Below are 26364 nucleotides of genomic sequence, written 5' to 3' on the forward strand. Positions count from 1 at the left end.
GCGCACAGAGAAACCGACCACCGTCGTCGGAATTGGTCAAAATTTGTGCTATATTCCGCGCCCGCGATTTTTCACTTCAACACCGGTCGTCGACATGCAAGCAGCCAAGCCGTTATTTGACTATCCAAAATATTGGGCCGAATGTTTCGGGCCAGCGCCATTCCTGCCGATGAGCAGGGAGGAGATGGATCAGCTCGGCTGGGATTCGTGCGACATCATCATTGTTACCGGTGATGCCTACGTCGATCATCCGTCGTTCGGCATGGCGATCATCGGCCGGCTGCTGGAGTCGCAAGGCTTCCGCGTCGGGATCATCGCGCAGCCGAACTGGCAGTCCAAAGACGACTTCATGAAGCTCGGCGAGCCGAACCTGTTCTTCGGCGTCGCGGCGGGCAACATGGACTCGATGATCAACCGCTACACCGCGGACAAGAAAATCCGTTCCGATGACGCGTACACGCCCGGCGGCATGGCCGGCAAGCGTCCGGATCGCGCCAGCCTGGTCTACAGCCAGCGCTGCAAGGAAGCCTACAAGCACGTGCCGATCGTGCTCGGCGGCATCGAAGCCTCGCTGCGCCGCATCGCTCACTACGACTATTGGCAGGATCGCGTGCGCAACTCGATCCTGATCGACGCCAGCGCCGACATTCTCCTGTACGGCAACGCCGAGCGTGCGATTGTCGAAGTTGCCCAGCGCCTGTCGTGGGGCCACAAGATCGAAGACATCACCGATGTGCGCGGCACCGCGTTCATCCGTCGCGATACGCCGCAGGGCTGGTACGAAGTCGACTCTACGCGCATCGATCGTCCGGGCAAGGTCGACAAGATCATCAACCCGTACGTGAATACCCAGGACACCCAGGCCTGCGCCATCGAGCAAGAGAAAGGCCCGGTCGAAGATCCGCAGGAAGCCAAGGTTGTGCAGATCCTGGCCAGCCCGCGCATGACCCGCGACAAGACCGTGATCCGCCTGCCGTCGATGGAGAAGGTGCGTAACGACCCAGTGTTGTACGCCCACGCCAACCGCGTGTTGCACCTGGAAACCAACCCGGGCAACGCCCGTGCGCTGGTGCAGAGGCATGGCGAGCTCGATGTCTGGTTCAACCCACCGCCGATTCCGATGACCACCGAAGAAATGGACTACGTGTTCGGCATGCCTTACGCCCGTGTGCCGCACCCGGCGTACGGCAAGGAGAAGATCCCGGCGTACGACATGATCCGTTTCTCGGTGAACATCATGCGTGGCTGCTTTGGTGGCTGCACCTTCTGCTCGATCACCGAGCACGAAGGCCGCATCATCCAGAACCGTTCCGAAGAGTCGATCATTCGCGAAATCGAAGAGATCCGCGACAAGGTTCCGGGCTTCACCGGGGTCATTTCCGACCTCGGCGGCCCGACTGCGAACATGTACCGCATCGCCTGCAAGAGCCCGGAAATCGAATCCGCCTGCCGCAAGCCGTCCTGCGTGTTTCCCGGTATCTGCCCGAACCTGAACACCGACCACTCGTCGCTGATCCAGCTGTATCGCAGCGCCCGTGCCCTGCCGGGTGTGAAAAAGATCCTTATCGCTTCCGGCCTGCGCTACGACCTCGCCGTCGAGTCGCCGGAGTACGTCAAGGAGCTGGTGACCCACCACGTCGGCGGTTACCTGAAGATCGCCCCGGAGCACACCGAGGAAGGTCCGCTCAACCAGATGATGAAACCGGGCATCGGCAGCTATGACAAGTTCAAGCGCATGTTCGAGAAGTACACCAAGGAAGCGGGCAAGGAGCAGTACCTGATTCCGTACTTCATCGCCGCCCACCCGGGCACCACCGACGAAGACATGATGAACCTCGCTCTGTGGCTCAAGGGCAATGGCTTCCGCGCCGACCAGGTGCAGGCGTTCTACCCGTCGCCGATGGCCACCGCCACGGCGATGTACCACTCGGGCAAGAACCCGCTGCGCAAGGTCACCTACAAGAGCGACGGCGTGACCATCGTCAAGAGCGAAGATCAGCGTCGTCTGCACAAGGCGTTCTTGCGTTATCACGACCCGAAAGGCTGGCCGATGCTGCGTGAAGCGCTGATCCGCATGGGCCGCGCCGATCTGATCGGCCCGGGCAAGGATCAACTGATTCCGGCGCATCAGCCGGCCACCGACAGCTACCAGAGTGCCCGTCGCAAGAACTCGATGCCGGCCGGCAGCCACAAGGTCGCCAAAGAGAAGACCACCAAGATCCTCACCCAGCACACCGGTTTGCCGCCGCGTGCCAGTGATGGCGGTAATCCGTGGGACAAGCGTGAACAGGCCAAGGCTGCGGCATTCGCTCGTAACCAGCAGGCGGCCAAGGAACGCAAGGATGCGGCGAAAGGGAAAGGGCCGAAGCCGACACGCAAGCCGGTCGTGCCGCGCTAAACACTGCTTGAGCTGAACAGAACGCCAACCTTCGGGTTGGCGTTTTGCATTTCAGGCCTCAGGAAATGAGTTGTTGCCGCTGGCCTCTTCGCGAGCAGGCTCGCTCCCACAGGGGAACGCATTGCACATGTGGGAGCGAGCCTGCTCGCGAAAGCGTCCGATCAAACACCGCAAGAATCAGCGTTCGCAACATTTGCGTGCAACTGAGTCCAAGCATTTCCTCGCATCGCCCGGTTTTGGTGCTGTACTGCCTTGAGCATTTCGCGAAAGCGCGCAAGCCTGTGCATGGCATAAGTCTTGCGCGCTTTCCCATACGCCCAAGGCTCGCAGGAGGCACGCCGTGTCGATTCATGTCGCATTGCATCACGTCACGCATTATCGCTACGACCGCGCTGTCGAACTCGGCCCGCAGATCGTCCGCCTGCGCCCGGCGCCCCACAGCCGCACGCGAATTCTTTCCTATGCGCTGAAAGTCTCGCCCGAGCAGCATTTCATCAACTGGCAGCAAGACCCCCAGGGCAATTACCTGGCACGTCTGGTGTTCCCGGAAAAAACCGCAGAGCTGCGCATCGAAGTCGATCTGGTCGCGGAAATGGCGGTGTTCAATCCGTTCGATTTCTTTCTCGAACCCTACGCCGAGCGAATCCCGTTCAGCTACGCCGCCGATGAGCGCAAGGAGCTGGCGCCGTACCTCGAAACCCTGCCGCTGACGCCAACGTTCAAGGCTTACCTGGACAGCATCGACCGCACGCCGCTGCCGGCGGTGGATTTTCTGGTGGCGCTCAATCAACGCCTCAGCGAAGACATCGGTTATCTGATCCGCATGGAGCCCGGCGTGCAGACCCCGGAGCACACCCTTCAACACGCCTCCGGTTCCTGCCGTGATTCGGCATGGCTGCTGGTGCAACTGTTGCGCAATCTCGGTCTGGCGGCGCGGTTTGTTTCCGGCTACCTGATTCAACTGACCGCCGACGTGAAAAGCCTCGACGGCCCGTCGGGCACCGAAGTCGACTTCACCGACCTGCACGCCTGGTGCGAGGTGTATTTGCCAGGTGCCGGCTGGATTGGCCTTGATGCGACGTCCGGGTTGTTCGCCGGGGAAGGGCATATTCCGTTGGCGTGCAGTCCCGATCCGTCCTCGGCGGCACCGATCAGTGGTCTGGTCGAACCTTGCGAGACACAGTTCAGCCACGAAATGTCGGTCGAGCGAATCTGGGAAGCGCCACGAGTCACCAAGCCCTACACCGATGAACAGTGGCGGGCGATCCAGGCACTGGGGCGGCAGATCGATGCCGACCTGCTTGAAGGCGATGTGCGCCTGACCATGGGCGGCGAACCGACCTTCGTCTCCATCGACGACCCGGACGGCGCCGAATGGAACACTGCCGCGCTGGGGCCGGACAAGCGTCGGCTGTCCGCCGAACTGTTCCAACGCATGCGCAAGCAATACGCGCCGCAGGGGCTGGTGCATTTCGGTCAGGGCAAGTGGTATCCCGGCGAGCAGTTGCCGCGCTGGTCGCTCAATTGTTACTGGCGCCGCGACGGTCAGCCGATCTGGCACAACGACGCGTTGATCGCCGACGAGCAGCAGGACTATGGCGCCGACGGCGAACTGGCCGGACGCTTTCTGGCCAGCGTCGCCGAGCGCCTGAAGTTGCCTGCACGCTTCGTCTTCCCGGCCTACGAGGATCTTCTCTATTACCTCTGGCGCGAGGGCGCGTTGCCCGGCAACGTCAGCGCCGAAGATTCGCGGTTGGAAGAACCGCTGGAGCGCGCGCGATTGCGCAAGGTCTTCAGTCAGGGCCTGAACAAGGTGATCGGTCAGGTGCTGCCGCTGGCGCGCACGGCCAAGGGCGATCAATGGCAGAGCGGGCGTTGGTATCTGCGCGATGAGCACTGTCGCTTGGTGCCCGGGGATTCGCCGCTGGGTTACCGCTTGCCGCTGGCGTCGCAGCCGTGGGTGAAAGCGGCGGAATATCCGTTCATCCATCCCAACGATCCGAATCAGGACTTCGCTGAACTGCCGGATGCCGCGCAGCTCGGTGTGCACGGCGAACCTGCTGCGCTGGATGAGCGCGTGCCGAAAATCGATGAGTCCGCTGACTGGCTGACCCGTACCGCATTCTGCGCCGAGGCCCGCGAAGGGCGGCTGTATCTGTTCATGCCGCCGCTGGAGCGGGTCGAGGATTATCTGGAACTGGTCTCGGCCATTGAGGCCACCGCCGAAGAATTGCATTGCCCGGTGCTGCTGGAAGGCTATGAACCACCGAGTGATCCGCGCCTGAGCAATTTCCGTGTCACTCCGGACCCGGGCGTGATCGAGGTCAACGTGCAGCCATCGGCGAGCTGGGACGAGTTGGTCGAGCGCACCGAGTTTCTCTACGAACAGGCACGGCAAACCCGCCTGACCACCGAGAAGTTCATGATCGACGGGCGCCACACCGGCACCGGTGGCGGCAACCATTTCGTCCTCGGCGGCGCGACACCGGCGGACTCACCGTTTCTGCGGCGGCCGGATCTGCTGCGCAGCCTGATCAGCTACTGGCACAACCATCCTTCGCTGTCGTACCTGTTTTCCGGCCTCTTCATCGGCCCGACGTCCCAAGCGCCACGGGTCGACGAGGCGCGTAACGACGCCTTGTACGAGCTGGAAATCGCCTTTGCGCAGATGCCGGAACCGGGCGAGGAATGTGCACCGTGGCTGGTCGATCGACTGTTGCGCAATTTGCTGATCGATGTCACCGGCAATACCCATCGCGCCGAATTCTGCATCGACAAACTGTATTCACCGGACGGCGCCACCGGGCGTCTTGGCTTGCTGGAACTTCGCGCTTTTGAAATGCCGCCCCATGCGCGCATGAGTCTGGCTCAGCAGTTGCTGCTGCGGGCGCTGGTCGCGCGCTTTTGGCGCGAGCCTTATACGCCGGCGAAACTGGCACGCTGGGGCACCGAGCTGCACGACCGCTTTCTGTTGCCGCACTTTATCGAAGAGGATTTCGCCGACGTCATCGTCGAACTCAACAACGCCGGCTACCCGTTGCGCGCGGAGTGGTTCGCTGCGCACCTGGAGTTTCGTTTTCCCAAGGTCGGTGACTACGCCGTCAATGGCATCGAGCTGGAGCTGCGTCAGGCGCTCGAACCCTGGCACGTGCTGGGCGAGGAGGGCTCAGCGGGCGGCACGGTGCGCTACGTCGATTCATCGCTGGAGCGCTTGCAGGTCAAACTCAGCGGCTTGCCGCCACAACGTTATTTGCTGACCTGCAACGGCGTCGCGGTGCCGTTGCACCCGACCGGGCGGGTGGGTGAGTTTGTCGCCGGGGTGCGCTTTCGAGCCTGGCAACCAGCCAACTGCCTGCATCCGACCATACCGGTGCACGCGCCGTTGGTGTTCGACCTGCTCGATACCTGGATGGGGCGTTCGCTGGGTGGTTGCCAGTACCACGTCGCCCATCCCGGTGGGCGCAATTACGAGACCTTGCCGGTCAATGCCAACGAGGCGGAGAGCCGGCGCATGGCGCGGTTTTTCCGCCTCGGACACACGCCGGGGAAACTTCCCGTACCCAAGGTTGAAATCAATGACGAGCTACCGATGACCATCGACCTGCGCCGTTACTAGAGCCTACGCAACACGCGGATTTTTCGTATATCCGCGTGTCATGTGCCTGCGTTAGTCTGACCGTTCCCTGCTGTCTGCCGAGCTTTCCATGCCTGACCTGTTAGACCGCTACCCGCTGACTGCGGGCACCTATCACGAACTGCTCGACGGCAGCGGCGCAGTGCGTGCGCATTGGCAGCGCCTGTTCGATCAGTTGCAGCGCAGCAGCCCGGCGCAACTGGTGCAGCGTCAGGCCTTGCTGGCGCGGCAGATTCAGGAAAACGGTGTCACCTACAACGTCTATGCCGATCCCAAGGGCGCTGACCGGCCGTGGGAACTGGATCTGCTGCCCCATGTGATCGCGGCTGATGAATGGCAGCAATTGTCCGCCGGCATCGCTCAGCGTGCGCGCTTGCTCAACGCAGTGCTGGCGGATCTATACGGTCCGCAGCGGTTGATCAGCGAGGGCCTGCTGCCCGCCGAGCTGGTATTCGGGCACAACAATTTTCTTTGGCCTTGTCAGGGCATTGCCCCGCCCGAGTCAGCTTTTTTGCATTTGTATGCCGTGGATCTGGCGCGCACGCCGGATGGTCGCTGGTGGGTCACTGCCGATCGCACGCAGGCGCCGTCCGGGGCCGGCTATGCGCTGGAAAACCGCACCATCGTCTCCCGCGCCTTTCCAGATTTGTACCGCGATCTGAAGGTCCAGCATCTGGCCGGTTTCTTCCGCACCTTGCAGGAAACTTTGGCGCGGCAGGCGCCGGATGGCGATGACGCACCGCTGGTGGTACTGCTGACGCCGGGGCGGTTCAATGAAAGTTATTTCGAGCACCTGTATCTGGCGCGCCAGCTCGGCTATCCGCTGGTCGAGGGCGGCGACCTGACTGTGCGCAATGCCACGGTGTACCTGAAAACCCTAAGCGGCCTGCGCCGGGTGCACGCGATCATGCGCCGCCTCGACGATGATTTCTGCGACCCGCTGGAACTGCGTACCGACTCGGCGCTCGGCGTCCCAGGTCTACTAGAGGCGGTGCGGCAGGGGCGGGTGCTGGTCGCCAATTCGCTGGGCAGCGGCGTGCTGGAATCGCCGGGTCTGCTGGGGTTTCTGCCGAAGATCAATCAATACCTGTTCGGCGAAGAACTGATCCTGCCGTCGATCGCTACCTGGTGGTGCGGTGAAGCGCCGGTGCTGGCGCAGGCGCTGGAAAAACTCCCGGAGCTGTTGATCAAACCGGCGTTCCCGTCGCAGAGCTTTGCTCCTGTTTTCGGCCGTGACTTGAATGAAAGTCAGCGCTTCGAGCTGGCGCAGCGTATGCAGGCACGGCCTTATGCCTACGTCGCGCAAGAACTCGCGCAACTGTCGCAGGCGCCGGTCTGGCAAGCCGAAGACGGTCACCTGCAACCCCGCGCGATCGGCATGCGCATGTATGCAGTGGCCAGCCACGACGGCTACCGCGTATTGCCGGGCGGTCTGACCCGAGTGGCGGCCGAAGCCGATGCCGAGGTGGTGTCGATGCAGCGCGGCGGGGCGAGCAAGGACACCTGGGTGCTCAGCGATCGTGCGCCAAGTGGCGAGCAGTGGAAGGCGCAACGCAGTGTCGGCGTGCACGATCTGGTCCGCCGCGATCCATATCTGCCGTCGCGGGTGGTGGAAAATCTGTTCTGGTTCGGCCGCTACTGCGAGCGCTGTGACGACAGCGCGCGGCTGCTGCGCATCATGCTCACGCGTTACGTCGATGGCGATGATCCGCAGGCGCTGCAAGCAGCGGTCGATCTCGGCGAGCGGCTGACGCTGTTGCCGGATGAGGGCGCACTGCCGGAGCGCCTGCTCGCTGCGTTGCTGGGCGAGGATTGGTCGTTCAGCCTGCGCTCCAACTTGCAACGCCTGCAATGGGCCGCCTCGCAAGTGCGCGGCAAGCTGTCCCGGGAAAACTGGCAGGCGCTGGTCGAATTGCAGCGCGAGGCGCTGGAGCTGGAAGTCGATGAACCGGACTTCGGTGAACTGCTGGATTTTCTCAACCGTCTGGTGATGTCGCTGGCAGCGCTGTCGGGGTTTGCGCTGGATGACATGACCCGCGACGAAGGCTGGCGTTTTCTGATGATTGGCCGGCGCATCGAACGCCTGCAATTTCTCAGCAGCAGCCTCGCCGCATTTCTGCGCGGTGCGGGTGCTTTCGATCAGGCCGGGCTGGAGTGGTTGCTGGAGTTGGGTAACAGCAGCATCACCTATCGCTCGCGCTATCTGGCGGTGGCGCAACTGATTCCGGTACTGGATTTGCTGCTGCTGGATGAGCAGAACCCCCACGCGGTGCTGTTTCAGCTGAAACTGGTGACCCGCACGCTGAAACGCCTGAACGACGATTTCGCCGCGCCTCGGGAAACCGCGCTGCCGCAACTGGTCGAGCGCCTGTCGCGGTTTGATCTCGGTTGCCTGGAGAATCCGCTGTTCGGCAAATCCAGCGTACGTGCCGCGCTGGATGGTCTGGCCGATCTGTTGCAGGAAATCGCCGAAGCCAGCGGCCAGGTATCGGATCGTCTGGCGCTGCGCCATTTCGCCCATGTCGATGATGTCAGTCAGCGTACGGTGTCCGTGTGATGAGCGCTCAGTACCAGATCTTTCACGACACCTGTTATCACTACGACAGCCCGGTCTCCCTCGCGCAGCAACTGGCGCACCTGTGGCCGCGCGAATGCAGCTGGCAGCGTTGCACCGAGCAGCAGTTGCTGATCAGCCCCGAGCCGACCATGCGCCGGGATGAGCTGGACGTATTCGGCAATCCGTTGACGCGTCTGGCATTTGAACGGCCCCATGACCAATTGCAGGTCAACGCCCGGCTGACGGTCGAGGTGCTGGCGCGGCCGGCGCTGGATTTCAACCAGTCGCCAGCGTGGGAGCAGACCCGCGATGCGCTGACCTACAGCAGTCAGCCGCTCTCCGTCGACTTGCTCGAAGCCTGTCGCTACCGGTTCCAGTCACCCTATGTGCATTTGAAGCGCAGCTTCGTCGAGTTCTCGCAAAGCTGTTTTCCGCCGGGGCGACCGTTGTTGCTCGGCGTGCAGGCGCTGATGCAGAAGATCTTCAGCGAATTCACCTTCGATGCCGAAGCCACCCAGGTGGCGACGCCGCTGGTGGAAGTGCTGGAGCGTCGACGCGGCGTGTGTCAGGACTTCGCTCATCTGATGCTGGCCTGTGTGCGCTCGCGCGGTCTGGCGGCGCGTTATGTCAGCGGCTACCTGCTCACCCAGCCGCCGCCGGGGCAGCCGCGGCTGATCGGCGCCGACGCCTCGCATGCGTGGGTATCGGTGTTCTGTCCGGTATCGGGCTGGGTGGATTTCGATCCGACCAACAATGTGCGGCCGGCGCTGGAACACATCACGTTGGCGTGGGGGAGGGATTTCTCCGATGTGTCGCCGCTGCGCGGGGTGATTCTCGGTGGCGGTAATCATGACCCGGAAGTGCGGGTTACGGTGATGCCGCAGAATTGATGAGTTTTCAAATGTGGGAGCGAGCCTGCTCGCGAAAGCGTCAGGTCAGCCAAAAGATTTGTAACAGATACACCGCTTTCGCGAGCAGGCTCGCTCCCACAGGGATTTTGGTGTGTCAGGGAAAGCAGGGCTGTGAGGGCCGGCAGCAAAATTGCCGGCCCCGTCACAAATCCGCAGGGTCTGATTCGATTATCAAACCCGGTGGGGCTCAGGCGTCGGGCGTCTGGTCTTTCGGTGCATCGGTTGCATCAACATCATCATCGGTCGCCACTTCACCGTCAGGGTTCAGTGCCGCTTCTTCAGCGGTTTGCTTCTTGCGCTGAAGCTTTTCCTCTTTCTTCTGTTCCTTTGCCAGGTCTCGTTGACGTTTGGCGAAGGAGTAATTGGGTTTGGCCATGGGCGATCCTCTGGGGTCGAAGGTGAGGTTGAGCGGCGCGTATTCTGCCCTGTATCGGTGTCCGGGGGTTAGCCGGGTTTTTGGTCGACCCACTTGGGCGTGACGGTCGGCTGCCACTGATCGAGGGCGTCGAGCAGGGAATCTGGCGATTCGCTCACTTGCAGCATGTCACGGTGCGGCGCGCGAACGAAGCCTTCGCCGACGATATGATCGAGAAAAGCCGTGAGTTTGCTGTAGAAACCATTCACTTCCAGCAGGCCCAAAGGCTTGCCGTGATAGCCGAGCTGACCCCAGGTCCAGACTTCGAACAGCTCTTCCAGCGTGCCAAGGCCACCGGGCAGGGCGATGAACGCATCGCTCAGCTCAGCCATCCGCGCCTTGCGCGCATGCATGCCGTCGACCACTTCCAGGCGCGTCAGGCTTTTGTGGCCGATCTCCTTGTCCATCAGGCTTTGCGGAATGATGCCGATCACTTCGCCGCCAGCGGCCAGCGCGGCATCAGCGACAATGCCCATCAAACCGACGGCACCACCGCCGTAGACCAGCGTCAGATTACGCTCGGCCAATGCCCGGCCGAGGGCCACGGCAGCTTCGGTGTAGGCCGGCACGGTACCGGCGTTGGCACCGCAAAACACACAAACGGATTTCAGCGACATGCGTTACTCCTGGGTCGATCAGTCGCACAGGGTAACGGCTGGCACGCTGCGCTCCAAGGACTAGACTTCGCGTTCGGGTGATTCAAAAGTACCGCTGGCGCCACAGGCGTAGGCGGCGAGCAAGCTGCACAACAAGCCGTTGAAGAACATGACAGGCACTCCGTTTCAGTAGGTGGGCCGATCATAGGGCTGGCCGAATGAAATGGCCGTTAGATTGTGTCGATGAGTGTCATAGCCTGAAAGTTGTATACAATTTTTGACACAAGTTATAGGAACTTGCGAAGATTTCAGGCAGTCTTTCCACCACTAGTGTTTTTGTTAACCCTGCCTTGGAGATTCACCATGTTTTCCAAAGTTGTTGCGGTATCCCTGCTGGCGCTGGCCAGCAGCCAATTGATGGCTGCCGAGTGCAAAACCACCGTTGATTCCACCGATCAGATGTCCTTCAACACCAAGGAAATCGTGATCGACAAGAGCTGCAAGACCTTCACCGTCGAACTGACCCACTCCGGCAGCCTGCCGAAGAACGTCATGGGCCATAACCTGGTGATCAGCAAAGAAGCTGACATGCAGCCGATCGCTACCGCTGGCCTGGCCGCAGGTATCGACAAGAATTACCTGCCGGAAGGTGATGCCCGCGTCATCGCCCACACCAAGATCATCGGCGCCAAGGAAACCGACTCGGTGACCTTCGATGTGGCCAAGGTGGCTGACGGTGGCTACGGCTTCTTCTGCTCGTTCCCTGGGCACATCTCGATGATGAAAGGCACTATCGTCGTCAAGTGATTCAGGCACAAAAAAAGCGTCCACCCGGGACGCTTTTTTTGTGTGTAGGAGCTGCCGAAGGCTGCGATCTTTTGATCTTGATCTTTAAAGCAAGATCAAAAGATCGCAGCCTCGTTGCACTCGTCAGCTCCTACAGGCTCCTGCAGGCTCCTGCCAACCCTTACGGCGCAAACGGCATGACGCGCTTGTGATGGGTCTTGTTGTACGTATCGACAATGATCTTCGCCGCCTCGTCCCGCACCGTTTCACCGTGCAGGAACGCATCGATCTCGGCATAGGTCACGCCATGCGCCGCTTCGTCCGGTTTGCCCGGAGACAAGTCTTCGAGGTCAGCCGTCGGCACTTTCTCGACCAACGTTTCCGGCGCGCCAAAAGTGCGGGCAATCGCACGCACCTGATTTTTCACCAGGCCGCTGAGCGGGGCGAGGTCGCAGGCGCCATCGCCGAATTTGGTGAAGAAACCCATCACCGCTTCCGCCGCGTGGTCGGTGCCAATCACCAGGCCGCCTGCCACCCCGGCAATCGTGTACTGCGCCACCATGCGCATCCGCGCCTTGGTATTGCCCAGCACGAAATCCACCGACGCTGCCGGCTTGCCTTCGAACGCCGACACCTGAGCTGCCAGCGCCTTGACCGCCGGGCCGATGTTCACGGTGTGGATCTCGTCAGGGGCGATGCAGTCGAGCGAGGCCTTGGCGTCGTGCTCGTCGAACTGGGTTTCGTACGGCAGGCGCACAGCGATGAATTTGTAGCGATCGTCGCCGGTTTTCTCGCGCAGTTCACGTACCGCGCGCTGGGCCAGGAGGCCGGCGGTCAGTGAGTCGACGCCGCCGCTGATGCCCAGCACCAGGGTCTTGAGCCCGGAATTGACCAGACATTCCTGGATGAACGTCAGGCGTCGGGCGATTTCCGCCTGCAGGGCCTGATTGTCGGCGAACGGTGGTTGCACCTTGAGCTGCTCAGCAATCTCACGCTGTACGGCTTGCATGAATTCACTCCTTGCTAGATAGACTGGATTCGGCAGGAACCTGAAACACATGTCGCAAATAGGCGACGAAATTCGGATCTTTGCAGTGGGTCTTGCCAGGCTCGTCGGAGATCTTCGCCACCGGCTGGCCGTTGCATGCGGTCATTTTAAGCACGATGCTCATCGGTTCGACACCCGGGATATCGCAGGTGAGGTTGGTACCGATGCCGAAGCTCACATTGATGCGACCGTGCAGGGCGCGGAAAATCTCCAACGATTTCGGCAGGGTCAGACTGTCGGAAAACACCAGGGTCTTGCTCATCGGGTCGATGCCGAGCTTGTGGTAGTGCGCGATGCACTTCTCACCCCACGCCACCGGGTCCCCGGAATCGTGGCGCAGGCCATCGAAGAGCTTGGCGAAGAACAGATCGAAATCGCCAAGAAACGCATCGGTGGTGATGCAATCGGTGAGGGCAATGCCGAGCAGGCCACGGTACTCGCGCACCCAGCAGTCGAGCGCGGCGATCTGGCTGTCGATCAGGCGCGGGCCGAGTTGCTGATGGGCCATGATCCACTCGTGGGCCATGGTGCCCAGCGGTTTCATGTCCAGCTCGCGGGACAGATGCACGTTGCTGGTGCCGACGAAACGCCCGGGGAAGTCATGCTTGAGGACGTTGACCACTTCGGCCTGGACGCCAAAGGAAAAGCGCCGGCGCGTGCCGAAATCGGCGACCTGCAGTTGCGACAGCTCATCGGCCGAGGCGTTGGCGGTCAGCCAGTCAAACTTGCGATACAGCTGTTCGCGTGCCTGCTCCAGCGAAGTTTCCCGGTAGCGATAGCGATTGCGCACTTCGCTGACGATCGCCAGCAGCGGCACCTCGTAGAGGATCACATGCAGCCATGGCCCGCGCAGGCGGATGAACAACTCGCCGTTTTCGATGCCGGTGTGCAGGTAGCGCAGGTTGAAGCGGAACAGACCGAGAAAGCGCAGGAAGTCCGGTTTCAGGAAGGTGATGCGCTCGAGAAAACTCAACTGATCGGCGCTCAGGCACAGCTCGGCCAGACGCTCGATCTGATGACGGATCTCGGCCAGATAAGGGCGCAGATCCTCGGCGTTGCGGCAGCGGAACTCCCATTCGACTTCGACGTTGGGGTAGTTGTGCAGCACCGCCTGCATCATCGTCAGCTTGTAGAAGTCGGTGTCGAGCAGGTTCTGCACGATGCGATCGGCAAACACACTCTCGCTCATAAACGGGTCTCCAGTTGCGCCGCGCCTTGCGCGGTCTATATCGATGGCGCTAGTGGCGCATATCGACGGTGGGGATTGCCAGCGCTTTTTTGCTTTCAGGTGATAGATCTTCAGAGGCCATACATCTCAAGCCGCAAAAATTGTTCATTTTCGGTTGCACCTCAAGCGCGGCGTGAAGCACTTGCTCGATGCACTCCCAGCTTTTCAAATACTCGGCGAGTAACGAGTGCCTTGGTATCAGCTTTGTTTCCACTGCCTTGAACATCGCTGCCCTGATCATCTCATCGGTTGCTATCTTAGGCATGAAGGCCATCTCCCTTGAAAGAAATCTGTTCCAGCGTATCTACGCCGTCCTGAAGCAACAAATAGGCGGGAAGTATGAGGCGGTAAAAGTCAGAGTCGTTAGTGCCTTTGATAGTGACGGATGTGAAAGCTTCAAGAAGACTTGTGGCGGCGCGGATTCTGAAACAGGCGTCCTCGAATAACTAATCGCGTGCGGCATATGAGTCTATGAAGAAGGTTGGAATGTTGGTTGCGTTTGCTTTCAGCGGGTAAAAACGAGTCATGCCATTAACTCCGTCAAGGTGGTCTGCGGGCAAGGGATTGAAGAGTTTATTGCTCTTGATGTAGCAGCTTTGAAAATGTTGATTTTGTATAGCGTGATTATTTGAACTAATCACGCTATCGCACTGAGTTGGCCTGGATGGGCTGCCCACCGACTCTCGAGTGGAGAGTCGGATTGCTACGTTTCGTTATTCGATATGTGTTGGCACCGGTGGCCATGCAATTGGATCGAGGTCTAAATCGAGAAAAAGTTTTGAATCAAAAACGGGTGTCTTGATTCCACTGCGACGTTGAACTTCATAATCATGCAGGACACGCAGGCATATCTTGAACAGGAGAGCCATCGCCATCAGGTTTACCAGCGCCAGTAAGGTCATGGTTATATCGGCAAACGCCAGAACTGTGGAGAGATCTTCGCTGGCACCCCAGAACACCATTACCAAAACCATGAGTCGATAGATGATCAGCGTTTTTGCAGGTTCACCAAACATGAACCGCAAGCTGTTTTCTCCGAGGTAGTAGTTGTAGAGCATTGCCGTAAATACAAATAATGCTAACGCCATGCTTATGAACATTCTTCCCCACTCCCCTACAACCGCTGCCAGCGAGTTTTGTGCCAGGGCAATTGCGTCGCCTTCAAATCCCGGAGTGTAAAAGCCGGATAACAGGATCATCAGTGCGGTGCAGGTGCAGACCACGAACGTATCGATGAAAACGCTCAATGCCTGAACAATACCTTGTGCAACCGGATGGCTGACCTTCGCCACTGAAGAAACATTGGGGGCGCTGCCCAGCCCTGCTTCGTTGGAGAATACTCCACGTCTGACTCCCATGATGATGGCGCTGCCGAGCAGACCGCCGAACGCCTGATCCAGACCGAAGGCGCTTCTGATAATGGTCATCAGCATTATCGGTACTTGTTCAAACTGCAGAACCAGCACGTACGCCGTCACGCCGATGTAGGCAAGAACCTTTAGAGGGACCAGTAGGTCGGCTACTGCGGCAATCCGCGTTATACCGCCGATGAATACGATGCCCAGCATCAATGAAAGCGCGAGTCCCGACCACAGGGGCGGCAAATCAAACGCTTCTTTCAAAGAGTGTGATACCGCATGGGATTCGAGACCATTGATGGCAAATCCGAATGTCACCAGCATCAGCATGGCTACGATCAGCCCGAGCCAGCGCTGGTTCAGGCCATGCTGAATGTACCAGGACGGGCCGCCTCTATAGAGACCATTGCCATCGCTGCGTTTATAGAGCTGGCCCAGCGTACATTCGAAGAAGCTGCTCGACATACCCAGAAGTGCGGTCATCCACATCCAGAACACCGCGCCGGGCCCACCCATACTCACCGCAATTCCGACCCCGACGATATTTCCGGTACCCACGCGCCCGGCGAGGCTGAGCGTCAGCGCCTGGAGCGAACTCAAATGGTTGCCGCCTGCGCGCCAGCTACCGAGTAAAACGCCGAACATATGGGGGAAGTATCGCAGTTGAACAAATCCTGATCGGATCGTGAAATAACCCCCTAGCCCAAGAACAAAAGGTATTAATACCCTGCTCGAAAGAAAATCGTTGATGATATCTAGCATTCAAAGCTCCTTGCTATTAAGAGTGCTGGTAAATCAAGGGTGTATTCAGGCCTGAAGTCATTCAGGCGTCGTAATATCCCGCCATATTTGCTTCGGTGCAATTTCGCAAGTTGCTCAAATGTGATGCGAGTTGCTGCTATGGTTGTGCCTTTCTCACCTGTGTTGGGTTGTGGTATGTGTGATTTTTTTCCTGCTAACTTAAAGCTGCTATGTAGTCATTACAGATCTGTCGCGGAGGTTTGTAGGAAGCTTCGCATCAATCGTGGGCAATTCAATAAGTATCTATGTGGGAAAAGTTTCCCTACACCTTTTAATCTCAAGCGCATCTGTGATTTTTTTGGTGTCGATGAGAACGAAATCATTCTGCCTACAGAACAATTCACGATCCTGATAGGCCTGAAGGCTGACAAGGGTCACTCTTTAGTGGGAAGGGCCGCTTCACAAATAATGCACGAACATCTGCGCCGCCAGTCTTCACCGGAATTAAAGGCGCATACCGGTTATTACTACGAGTACTACCATGCGATGACCGAACCCGGCTCCATTCTGTGCTCGCTGGTACATGTGCGGGCCGAAGGCGATGAAATCGTCTATGAGCGAAACGAGCGATTACAGGTTTCTGAAGCGGCAGAGGAATTTGAGCGTTATCAATATCTGGGTATTGCCTATCACCTTCGGGATCGCTTGTTTTTTATCGATTATGAATCGCTCACCTCCAACGAAATCAGTCAGACCATCCTTATTCCAAGCTTCAAAAGCTGCATTACCCGGCTCAATGGGTTGAAGATGGGTGTTTCCGCTGCGGATCATCGCGCTCCCGCATGCTCCAGGGTCGTGTGGGAGTATCTGGGACAGGAAATCAATCCCATCGACGCGTATCGCCGCGTTCGGTTATACAAGCCTGATGATTGCGCCATTGATGATGATCTGCGCGCGCGCCTGGCCCAATCCCGGGTTGTAGAGGGCCTGTTCGTTATCGCTGGATGACCTACCTGTAAAACTTTGAATGGAGCGGGGGCTGCGATCTGTTGATGTTGTTTTTCAGGATCAAAAGATCGCAGCCTCGTTGCACTCGACAGCTCCTACAAGGGGTGGTCAGGGATTGTCGATCTGCTCCAGCATCCACTTCACGAAATCCCGCACCTTTGGCACTTCCGCCGCGTGCTCCGGGTAGGCCAGGTAATAGGCATCGCTGCTGGGCATCGCATGCTGCCAGGGTATGACCAGTTTGCCTTCGGCCAATTCCTCTTCCACCAGAAACCGTGGCAGCAGCGCCACGCCACAACCGACCTGGGCGGCGCGGATGCACATGTAAAAGGTTTCGAAACGCGGCCCATGGTAGCTGTGTTCGGTGTGGTAGCCCTGACTGTCGAACCAGTCGTGCCAGGCCTGCGGTCGCGAGGCATTTTGCAGCAGCACCAGATCGGTGAGTTGCGTCGGGTCAGTTAATGGCGTGTCCGGCAGGCTGGCGGGGGCGCAGACCGGCACCAGTTGTTCGCCGAACAATTTCAGGCATTCCGTGCCCGGTCGCGATGCCTGGCCGAAATAGAAAGCCAGATCGCTGCGCCCCTGCAACAGATCGTCGGCCTCCTGCTCGTTGCACAGATCCAGATGAATCGACGGATGGTGCAGGCGCCAGCCTTTCAGGCGCGGCACCAGCCAACGCGCGCCGAAGGTTGACGGGGTGGAGACACGCAGGACTTCGGTTTCGCCGCCGTAGGAACGCAGGTAATGCGTCGACATCTCCACTTGGCTGAGGATTTTTCTGACCTCGACCAGATACAAATCCCCGGCCGGCGTCATCTGCAAACGCCGACGCACGCGGCGGAATAGCAAGTGCTGCAACAGTTCTTCGAGCTGCGCGACCTGTTTGCTCACCGCACTCTGGGTCAGGTTCAGCTCTTCGGCAGCGCGGGTAAAACTCAGGTGCCGGGTCACCGCCTCGAAGCATTGCAGCGCGGTGATCGAGGGCAAGTGGCGTTTGTTCAGCATGGCCAGTCCTTTTTCTTGTCTTTCTGTACGCAGCATGAATAAACGGAATGATATCTGGCGTAAAGGTCGTTTGTTGCATCGCCTTGGTGAGGCTACAACTAAAGGCCTGCCCGGCCATGCGAAAGATGGCCGCACACATTCTGTTTTTGCTTGAGGAGAGACCGATGGTTGCCGCATTGCTTGATCGTCTGGGAGTCAACCCGGCCCTGTACCAGAACGGCAAAGTGCCGGTGCATTCGCCCATCGATGGCAGCGAAATTGCCTCGGTGAACTGGGAGGGCGCTGCCGAAGTAGAGCAACACATCAGTCGCGCAGATCATGCATTCGAGCACTGGCGCAAGGTGCCGGCGCCGCGTCGCGGTGAGCTGGTGCGCCAGTTCGGCGAAGTGTTGCGCGAGTACAAGGCCGACCTCGGCGAGTTGGTGTCGTGGGAGGCCGGCAAGATTACTCAGGAAGGTCTGGGTGAAGTGCAGGAGATGATCGACATCTGCGACTTCGCCGTCGGCCTGTCGCGCCAGTTGTACGGTCTGACCATCGCCTCCGAGCGCCCGGGCCACCACATGCGCGAGACCTGGCATCCGCTTGGCGTGGTCGGGGTGATTAGCGCGTTCAACTTCCCGGTAGCAGTGTGGGCGTGGAACACCACGCTGGCCCTGGTGTGCGGCAACCCGGTGGTATGGAAGCCGTCGGAGAAAACCCCGTTGACTGCGCTGGCCTGTCAGGCACTGTTCGATCGCGTAGTGAAGAATTTCAGCGATGCTCCGGCGAGTCTGTGCCAGGTTGTGATCGGCGGTCGTGATGCCGGCGAAGCGCTGGTCGATGATCCGCGTGTTGCGCTGATCAGCGCCACCGGCAGCACGCGCATGGGCCGCGAAGTGGCGCCGAAAGTCGCCGCGCGTTTCGCCCGCAGCATTCTCGAGCTCGGCGGCAACAACGCGATGATCCTCGGCCCGAGCGCCGATCTGGACATGGCCGTGCGCGCGATTCTGTTCAGCGCCGTCGGTACCGCCGGGCAACGCTGCACGACTTTGCGCCGTCTGATCGCCCATGAGTCGGTGAAGGAAGAAATCGTTACCCGCCTCAAGGCTGCCTATTCGAAAGTACGCATCGGCCATCCGCTGCAAGGCAATCTGGTCGGCCCGCTGATCGACAAGCACAGCTTCGAAAACATGCAGGATGCGCTGGAACAGGCGCTGAGCGAAGGCGGCCGGGTGTTTGGTGGCAAGCGCCAACTGGAAGAGCAGTTCCCCAACGCCTACTACGTGTCGCCGGCCATCGTGGAAATGCCCGAGCAGAGCGACGTGGTCTGCAGCGAAACCTTCGCGCCGATTCTCTACGTGGTCGGCTACAGCGATTTCGAGGAAGCGCTGCGCCTGAACAATGCCGTGCCGCAAGGCCTGTCATCGTGCATCTTCACCACCGACGTGCGCGAGGCTGAGCGGTTCATGTCGGCGGTCGGCAGCGACTGCGGCATCGCCAACGTCAACATCGGCCCGAGCGGCGCGGAAATCGGCGGCGCCTTTGGTGGCGAGAAAGAAACTGGCGGCGGCCGTGAATCCGGCTCCGATGCCTGGCGCGCGTACATGCGCCGGCAGACCAACACCGTCAACTACTCGCTGGAATTGCCTTTGGCGCAGGGCATTACATTCGATTAAGCAGCTACAAGCTTCAAGCTACAAGCGTCAAGCAGACCGGCTTGCAGCTTGTAGCTTGTGGCTTGCGGCTGCTCCGACAGGAGCTTGGCAATGCCGTTACGCGAAGAATGTCTGTGGGAAACGCTCACGCCACAACGCCCGGATAACGCGGCGCTCAGCGGCGAGGTCAAGGTCGATGTCTGCGTGATCGGCGCCGGGTTCACCGGGTTGTCGGCGGCGCTGCATCTGCTGGAAAAAGGCAAAAGCGTCTGCGTGCTGGAAGCGCATCGCGCAGGGCACGGTGGCTCCGGGCGCAATGTCGGGCTGGTCAACGCCGGCATGTGGATTCCTCCGGACGAGATCGAGGCCGGTTTCGGCGAGGCGGTCGGCAGTCAGCTCAACCGCATGCTCGGTGCGGCGCCGGCGCTGGTGTTCAGCCTTGTGGATAAATACGCCATCGATTGCCAGTTGCGCCGCGAAGGCACTCTGCACATGGCGCATAACGCCAAGGGCGAGGCGGATCTGCGCAGTCGCGAGCAGCAGTGGAAGCGCCGTGGCGCACCGGTCGAACTGCTCACCGGCAAGGCTTGCGAGCAAGCCACCGGTACGCAGAAAATCGCCGCCGCGTTGCTTGATCGCCGTGCCGGCACGCTCAATCCGATGGCCTATGTCACCGGGCTGGCGAATGCCGTGCGCGGGCTCGGCGGGCAGATGTTCGATCATTCGCCGGTGACTCGCCTCGAGCGCATCGGGCAGAACTGGTCGGTGCAAACCGCCCAGGGCTCGGTACTCGCCGAACAAGTGGTCATCGCCTCCAATGCTTACACCGAAGGCGACTGGACCGAACTCAAGCGCAATTTCTTTCCCGGTTATTACTACCAGGTCGCCTCGGTGCCGCTCAGCGAAGACGCCGCGCAGGAAATTCTTCCCGGCGGGCAGGGCTCGTGGGATACCCGTCAGGTATTGAGCAGCATCCGCCGTGACAAGGACGGACGGCTGTTGCTCGGCAGCCTCGGCAATGGCAACCAGAAACCGACCTGGTTTCTCAAGGCCTGGGCTGATCGGGTGCAGCAGCATTACTTCCCCAACCTGAAGCCGGTCGAATGGGAATGCACCTGGACCGGGCGCATTGCGTTTACCCCTGATCACCTGATGCGTCTGTTCGAACCGGCGCCGGGGCTGGTGGCCGTCACCGGTTATAACGGTCGCGGCGTCACCACCGGCACGGTGGTCGGCAAAGCTTTTGCCGATTACCTGTGCAACGGCGATCCGCAGGCACTGCCGATTCCCTTCGCACCGATGCAGCCCCTGGCCGGTGCGGGCTTGCGCAGTTGCCTGTACGAGGCCGGGTTTTCCCTGTATCACGCGGGCCAGTGCTTGCGCATCGTCATTTGAGTGTTGAAATTTGTTGCCGCAAGCGGCGCTTTTGCATCCAGCGACTAGCCTGTAATGGTGCGGGTTGTAGCAGTCCCGCACCAGCAGTGTGCAGTTCGGTGACGCGGGCTGTTACAGGCTGGTTGCACGTCGTTTGCCGCTGCGGTTGCAATGATGGCGCGTGCGGGTTGCGCCTGAAAAAACAAATGGTTTCACCTTCCGCGGTTTAGACGGTTGCACGCCCAATGAAAATGGGACCGAAACAGTCGAAATAACAACAACGCAGCGACTTTTTGAAGAATAAAAAACCGATGGCACGGGCCTTGCTCTGAGCTTTGAGTGAAGTGAAGTCGCAGTGCCAACTAAAAAAAAACCTTGGAGCACCACCTCATGTCCCAGACGTTTTACAAGAAAGGCTTTCTGGCCCTCGCAGTCGCTACTGCGCTGGGTGTTTCTGCGTTTGCTCAAGCTGATATCAAGATCGGTGTAGCGGGTCCGATGACCGGTGCCAACGCGGCATTCGGCGAGCAGTACATGAAGGGTGCACAGGCGGCGGCCGATGCGGTCAACGCGGCGGGCGGCGTCAACGGGGAAAAAATCGTCCTGGTCAAAGGCGATGACGCCTGCGAACCGAAGCAGGCAGTGACGGTCGCCAAGGACCTGACCAACCAGAAAGTCGCCGGCGTGGTCGGGCACTTCTGCTCCTCGTCGACTATTCCAGCCTCGGAAATCTACGACGAAGCCGGGATCATCGCGATCACCCCTGGCTCGACCAACCCGCAAGTTACCGAGCGTGGCCTCAGCGCCATGTTCCGTATGTGCGGACGTGACGACCAGCAAGGCATCGTTGCCGGCGACTACATCGTCGACATGCTCAAGGGCAAGAAAGTCGTCGTGCTGCACGACAAGGACACCTACGGCCAAGGCCTGGCGGACGCCACCAAGGCTCAGCTGGAAAAACGCGGCGTCAAGCCTGTGCTGTACGAAGGCCTGACCCGTGGCGAGAAAGACTTCAGCACCATCGTCACCAAGATCCGTGGCGCCGGTGCCGATGTCGTCTATTTCGGCGGCCTGCACCCGGAAGCCGGTCCACTGGTTCGCCAGCTGCGTGAACAAGGTCTGAAAGACGTCAAGTTCATGTCCGACGACGGCATCGTGACCGACGAGCTGGTGACCACCGCTGGCGGCCCACAATTCACTGACGGCGTGCTGATGACTTTCGGCGCCGACCCGCGCCTGTTGCCTGAAAGCAAGACCGTAGTGGACGCGTTCCGCAAGGCCGGTACCGAGCCTGAGGGCTATACCCTGTACGCCTACGCCTCGGTTCAGACCCTGGCGGCAGCGTTCAACGGCGCGAAGAAAAACGACGGCGAAGCCGCTGCCAAGTGGCTGAAGGCCAACCCGGTGAAAACCGTGATGGGCGAGAAGACCTGGGACGCCAAAGGCGACCTGAAAGTCTCCGACTACGTGGTTTACCAGTGGGACAAGGACGGCAAATACCACCAGCTGGAAAAGCAGAAGTAAGGGCTGAAGCGATCATCTGATCACTACCGATCCCCTGTGGGAGCGAGCCTGCTCGCGAAGACGCACTGACAAACAACCTCTGCGTTGAATGTGCAACCGCTTTCGCGAGCAGGCTCGCTCCCACAAAGGGGTTCCGTGTGGTCAGGGCTGATCACGCTCCGACATTGCTCCGACGTACATCTGTATTTTTCCTAGAAGAACCGCGCGTCATGGGCGCGCAGGTTCTCACTGCGTGAGATTGCGTTATGGATGGTATTTTCCTGCAGCAACTGGTCAATGGCCTGACCCTCGGGTCGGTCTATGGCCTGATCGCCATCGGCTACACAATGGTCTACGGCATCATCGGCATGATCAACTTCGCCCACGGCGAGGTTTACATGATTTCCGCTTACCTGGCGGCAATCAGTCTGGCTCTGCTGGCTTACTTCGGTATCGAATCCTTCCCGCTGCTGATGCTCGGCACGCTGATCTTCACCATCGTCGTCACGGCGGTGTATGGCTGGGTCATCGAGCGTGTTGCCTACAAACCCCTGCGTAACTCGACCCGCCTGGCGCCGCTGATCAGCGCCATCGGTATCTCGCTGATTCTGCAGAACTACGCACAGATCGCTCAGGGCGCCAAACAACAGGGCGTGCCTACGCTGCTGACCGGTGCCTGGCGTGTTGAGGTCGGCACCGGCTTCGTGCAACTGACCTACACCAAAGTCTTCATCCTGATCGCCGCGTTCGTCGGCATGGGGCTGCTGACCTACGTCATCAAATACACCAAGCTCGGCCGCATGTGCCGTGCGACCCAGCAAGACCGCAAGATGGCCTCGATCCTGGGGATCAACACCGACCGGGTGATTTCCTATGTGTTCATCATCGGTGCAGCCATGGCCGCACTGGCCGGTGTGCTGATCACCATGAACTACGGCACGTTCGACTTCTATGCCGGCTTCATCATCGGCATCAAGGCGTTCACCGCAGCGGTTCTGGGCGGCATCGGTTCACTGCCCGGCGCTATGCTCGGCGGGATCATCCTTGGCATCTCCGAGTCGCTGTTCTCCGGTCTGGTCAACTCCGACTACAAAGACGTGTTCAGTTTCTCGCTGCTCGTCCTCGTACTGGTCTTCCGGCCGCAGGGCCTGTTGGGCCGTCCTCTTGTGTCGAAGGTGTAAGCGATGTCTGCAACCACTGAAAAATCCATCGATATCAAAAAAAGTCTGGTCGAGGCGATTCTTGCCGGCCTGATTGCGCTGATCGTGTTCGGGCCGATTGTCGGCGTGGTCCTCGACGGCTACAGCTTCAACCTCGAAGCGACCCGCGTGGCGTGGATCATTGCCATCGTCATGGCCGGTCGCTTTGCCCTCAGCCTGTTCCTGCAAACACCCAAGGGCCTGAAGATCCTCGACGGGTTCGAGAGCACCGGTTCCGGCGTGCACGTGCTTCCTGCAGATTACAAATCGCGGCTGCGCTGGATCATTCCGCTGATCATTGTGCTGGCGATCATCGTGCCGTTTGTTTCCAACTCCTACCTGCTCGGCGTGGTCATCCTCGGTTTGATCTACGTGCTGCTGGGGCTGGGGCTGAACATTGTGGTCGGTCTGGCCGGGCTGCTCGACCTTGGTTACGTGGCGTTCTACGCCATCGGTGCCTACGGTCTGGCATTGGGTTATCAATATCTGGGTCTGGGTTTCTGGACCGTGCTGCCGCTGGCGGCGATCACCGCAGGCCTGGCCGGTTGCATTCTCGGTTTCCCGGTGCTGCGTCTGCACGGTGACTATCTGGCGATCGTGACCCTGGGCTTCGGCGAAATCATCCGTCTGGTGCTGAACAACTGGCTGTCGCTGACTGGCGGCCCGAACGGCATGCCGGCGCCACTGCCGACGTTCTTCGGCCTGGAGTTCGGCAAGCGGGCGAAGGATGGCGGGGTGCCGTTTCATGAGTTCTTCGGTCTGACCTACAACCCGGACGTGAAGTATTACTTCATCTACGCGGTGTTGTTCCTGGTGGTGCTGGCGGTGCTGTACGTCAAGCATCGGCTGGTGAAGATGCCGGTCGGTCGCGCCTGGGAAGCCCTGCGCGAAGATGAAATCGCCTGCCGCTCGATGGGTCTCAACCATGTGCTGGTCAAACTCTCGGCGTTCACCATCGGTGCGTCGACGGCGGGTCTGGCCGGGGTGTTCTTCGCCACTTATCAAGGCTTCGTCAACCCGACCTCGTTCACCTTCTTTGAATCGGCGCTGATCCTCGCCATCGTCGTGCTCGGCGGCATGGGCTCGACCATTGGCGTGGTCATCGCCGCATTCGTGCTCACCGTCGCTCCGGAACTGCTGCGCGGCTTCGCTGAATACCGCGTGCTGCTGTTCGGCATCCTGATGGTGTTGATGATGATCTGGCGACCACGCGGGCTGATCCGCATCAGCCGCACCGGGGTCAAGCCACGCAAAGGCGCCATTCACTACGAGAGGACTGCGCCATGAGTGAAGTCGTACTCTCTGTTGAAAAACTGATGATGCATTTCGGCGGCATCAAGGCGTTGAGCGATGTCAGCCTGAAGGTCAAACGCAATTCGATCTTCGCCCTGATCGGCCCCAATGGCGCCGGCAAGACCACAGTGTTCAACTGCCTGACCGGGTTCTACAAGGCCACGGGCGGCAAGATCGAACTCAATGTGCGCGGCCAGCAGACCAACGTCATCCAGTTGCTGGGCGAGTCGTTCAAACCGACCGATTTCGTTTCGCCGAAATCCTTCCTCAGCCGCATGTACTACAAAATGTTCGGCGGTACTCACCTGGTGAACCGTGCAGGTCTCGCCCGTACGTTCCAGAACATTCGCCTGTTCAAGGAAATGTCGGTGCTGGAAAACCTGCTGGTGGCGCAGCACATGTGGGTCAACCGCAACATGCTCGCCGGTATTCTCAACACCAAGGGCTATCGCAAGGCCGAGAGCGATGCGTTGGATGTCGCGTTCTACTGGCTGGAAGTGGTCGATCTGGTCGACTGCGCCAACCGTCTCGCCGGTGAACTCTCGTACGGCCAGCAACGTCGTCTGGAGATCGCTCGGGCCATGTGCACCCGCCCGCAGATCATCTGCCTCGACGAACCGGCCGCCGGCCTCAACCCTCAGGAAACCGAAGCGCTCAGCGCGATGATCCGGCTGCTGCGCGACGAGCACGATCTGACCGTGGTGCTGATCGAACACGACATGGGCATGGTCATGAGCATTTCCGATCACATCGTGGTTCTCGACCACGGCATCGTCATCGCCGAAGGCGGGCCGGAAGCGATCCGCAACGATCCGAAAGTGATCGCGGCCTATCTGGGCGCCGACGAAGAGGAGCTGGTATGAGTCAACCGATCCTCGAACTGCGTAATCTGGACGTGTTCTACGGCCCGATCCAGGCGCTCAAGGGCGTTTCCCTGCAGATCAACGAAGGCGAGACCGTCAGCCTGATCGGCTCCAACGGCGCCGGCAAGTCGACCTTGCTGATGTCGATCTTCGGCCAGCCGAGAGCGGCGGGTGGGCAGATTCTCTATCAGGGCGTCGACATCACGCAGAAGTCCTCGCACTACATCGCCTCCAACGGCATCGCGCAGTCACCGGAAGGGCGGCGGGTTTTCCCCGACATGACCGTCGAGGAAAACCTGCTGATGGGCACCATCCCGATTGGCGACAAGTACGCCAAAGAGGACATGCAGCGCATGTTCGAGCTGTTCCCACGGCTTGAGGAGCGACGCAATCAGCGGGCGATGACCATGTCCGGCGGTGAACAGCAGATGCTCGCCATCGCCCGTGCGCTGATGAGCCGGCCGAAGCTGTTGCTGCTGGATGAACCGAGCCTGGGTCTGGCGCCGATAGTGGTGAAGCAGATTTTCGCCACGCTGCGCGAGCTGGCGAAAACCGGGATGACGATTTTCCTCGTCGAGCAGAACGCCAACCATGCGCTGAAGCTGTCGGACCGGGCGTATGTGATGGTTAACGGTGAGATTCGCCTGACCGGCACCGGCAAAGAGTTGTTGGTGAATGAGGAAGTGCGTAACGCCTATCTGGGCGGGCACTGATTTCTCACGGTTGTACACAGCCCCGGCGACGAGAGTCCCGGGGCTTTTTTATTTCTCATTATCGCCATATGTCTGTGTAGGAGCTGCCGAAGGCCGCGAT

Annotated in this window: 20 protein-coding genes; 13 read left to right on the forward strand and 7 right to left on the reverse strand. The window is 59.8% G+C overall.

All coding sequences use genetic code 11. The features are described 5' to 3' along the window. The first annotated feature begins 94 nt into the window (after positions 1-94). The 4 genes from PS14A_RS02005 to PS14A_RS02020 all read left to right on the forward strand — a co-directional run bounded on the left by PS14A_RS02005 (position 95) and on the right by PS14A_RS02020 (position 9479). Positions 95-2398, forward strand: coding sequence for a YgiQ family radical SAM protein (locus PS14A_RS02005; RefSeq protein ID WP_212615163.1), 2304 nt, complete (start codon positions 95-97; stop codon positions 2396-2398). 340 nt (positions 2399-2738) lie between these two features. After that, a complete protein-coding gene (locus tag PS14A_RS02010; RefSeq protein ID WP_212615164.1) occupies positions 2739-6014 on the forward strand; it encodes a transglutaminase family protein in 3276 nt (1091 codons plus the stop codon). A gap of 88 nt (positions 6015-6102) precedes the next feature. Further along, a complete protein-coding gene (locus PS14A_RS02015; RefSeq protein ID WP_212615165.1) occupies positions 6103-8589 on the forward strand; it encodes a circularly permuted type 2 ATP-grasp protein in 2487 nt (828 codons plus the stop codon). Then, entirely contained in the window at positions 8589-9479 is an 891-nt protein-coding gene (locus tag PS14A_RS02020) for a transglutaminase family protein (protein WP_122693331.1), read from the forward strand. Before PS14A_RS02015 ends, PS14A_RS02020 begins: the two co-directional genes overlap by 1 nt. Before the next feature lie 208 nt (positions 9480-9687). Here the strand turns inward: PS14A_RS02020 and PS14A_RS02025 are convergent, their stop codons facing one another. Both PS14A_RS02025 and PS14A_RS02030 read right to left on the reverse strand, forming a co-directional pair. Then, the gene (locus PS14A_RS02025; RefSeq protein ID WP_130910695.1) at positions 9688-9876 is read right to left on the reverse strand and encodes a hypothetical protein; all 189 of its coding nucleotides are present in this window, start codon (positions 9874-9876) and stop codon (positions 9688-9690) included. Positions 9877-9944: 68 nt separating this feature from the next. Beyond that, positions 9945-10532, reverse strand: coding sequence for a TIGR00730 family Rossman fold protein (locus PS14A_RS02030; protein ID WP_024011379.1), 588 nt, complete (start codon positions 10530-10532; stop codon positions 9945-9947). Between the two features lie 342 nt (positions 10533-10874). On the opposite strand from PS14A_RS02030, the gene azu reads away from it, so the two are divergent. Further along, positions 10875-11318 (forward strand): azurin, encoded by a 444-nt coding sequence (azu, locus tag PS14A_RS02035; RefSeq protein WP_212615166.1) that lies wholly within the window; start codon positions 10875-10877, stop codon positions 11316-11318. A 160-nt stretch (positions 11319-11478) separates the two neighbouring features. Here azu and nadE read toward each other — a convergent pair whose 3' ends face one another. From nadE to PS14A_RS02055, 4 genes are all read right to left on the reverse strand, one after another. Then, a complete protein-coding gene (gene nadE / locus PS14A_RS02040; protein WP_212615167.1) occupies positions 11479-12306 on the reverse strand; it encodes an ammonia-dependent NAD(+) synthetase in 828 nt (275 codons plus the stop codon). A 4-nt stretch (positions 12307-12310) separates the two neighbouring features. Continuing rightward, on the reverse strand, positions 12311-13534 hold the full coding sequence (gene pncB, locus PS14A_RS02045) for a nicotinate phosphoribosyltransferase (protein WP_212615168.1): 1224 nt from the start codon (positions 13532-13534) through the stop codon (positions 12311-12313). A 49-nt stretch (positions 13535-13583) separates the two neighbouring features. After that, positions 13584-13838, reverse strand: a complete 255-nt coding sequence (locus tag PS14A_RS02050; RefSeq protein WP_212615169.1) for a hypothetical protein — start codon at positions 13836-13838, stop codon at positions 13584-13586. A 448-nt stretch (positions 13839-14286) separates the two neighbouring features. Beyond that, positions 14287-15693, reverse strand: a complete 1407-nt coding sequence (locus PS14A_RS02055) for an alanine/glycine:cation symporter family protein (protein WP_212615170.1) — start codon at positions 15691-15693, stop codon at positions 14287-14289. 174 nt (positions 15694-15867) lie between these two features. Between PS14A_RS02055 and PS14A_RS02060 the strand changes: the two genes are divergently transcribed. Continuing rightward, positions 15868-16680: a helix-turn-helix transcriptional regulator gene (locus PS14A_RS02060; RefSeq protein WP_212615188.1), complete on the forward strand. Its 813-nt coding sequence runs from the start codon at positions 15868-15870 to the stop codon at positions 16678-16680. 108 nt (positions 16681-16788) lie between these two features. Here the strand turns inward: PS14A_RS02060 and PS14A_RS02065 are convergent, their stop codons facing one another. Then, positions 16789-17685 (reverse strand): LysR family transcriptional regulator, encoded by an 897-nt coding sequence (locus tag PS14A_RS02065; RefSeq protein ID WP_212615171.1) that lies wholly within the window; start codon positions 17683-17685, stop codon positions 16789-16791. Positions 17686-17849: 164 nt separating this feature from the next. Between PS14A_RS02065 and PS14A_RS02070 the strand changes: the two genes are divergently transcribed. The 7 genes from PS14A_RS02070 (at position 17850) to PS14A_RS02100 (ending at position 26264) form a co-directional block, all read left to right on the forward strand. Next, complete coding sequence (locus tag PS14A_RS02070) at positions 17850-19340, forward strand: aldehyde dehydrogenase family protein (protein ID WP_130910615.1); 1491 nt, start codon at positions 17850-17852, stop codon at positions 19338-19340. A gap of 90 nt (positions 19341-19430) precedes the next feature. Beyond that, positions 19431-20714 carry an FAD-binding oxidoreductase gene (locus PS14A_RS02075; RefSeq protein WP_212615172.1) on the forward strand — a complete coding sequence of 428 codons (1284 nt, stop codon included), beginning with the start codon at positions 19431-19433 and terminating at the stop codon, positions 20712-20714. 369 nt (positions 20715-21083) lie between these two features. Then, positions 21084-22217, forward strand: coding sequence for an ABC transporter substrate-binding protein (locus PS14A_RS02080; RefSeq protein WP_041480713.1), 1134 nt, complete (start codon positions 21084-21086; stop codon positions 22215-22217). Positions 22218-22462: 245 nt separating this feature from the next. After that, a complete protein-coding gene (locus PS14A_RS02085; protein ID WP_016771918.1) occupies positions 22463-23377 on the forward strand; it encodes a branched-chain amino acid ABC transporter permease in 915 nt (304 codons plus the stop codon). Between the two features lie 3 nt (positions 23378-23380). Continuing rightward, positions 23381-24682, forward strand: a complete 1302-nt coding sequence (gene livM / locus PS14A_RS02090; RefSeq protein WP_024011385.1) for a high-affinity branched-chain amino acid ABC transporter permease LivM — start codon at positions 23381-23383, stop codon at positions 24680-24682. Then, a complete protein-coding gene (locus PS14A_RS02095; RefSeq protein WP_016771916.1) occupies positions 24679-25551 on the forward strand; it encodes an ATP-binding cassette domain-containing protein in 873 nt (290 codons plus the stop codon). The genes livM and PS14A_RS02095 overlap by 4 nt, the downstream gene beginning before the upstream one ends. Further along, a complete protein-coding gene (locus tag PS14A_RS02100; protein WP_016771915.1) occupies positions 25548-26264 on the forward strand; it encodes an ABC transporter ATP-binding protein in 717 nt (238 codons plus the stop codon). The genes PS14A_RS02095 and PS14A_RS02100 overlap by 4 nt, the downstream gene beginning before the upstream one ends. Positions 26265-26364 lie beyond the last annotated feature (100 nt).

This window comes from Pseudomonas sp. 14A (assembly GCF_018132745.1).
GTDB lineage: Bacteria > Pseudomonadota > Gammaproteobacteria > Pseudomonadales > Pseudomonadaceae > Aquipseudomonas > Aquipseudomonas mercuritolerans.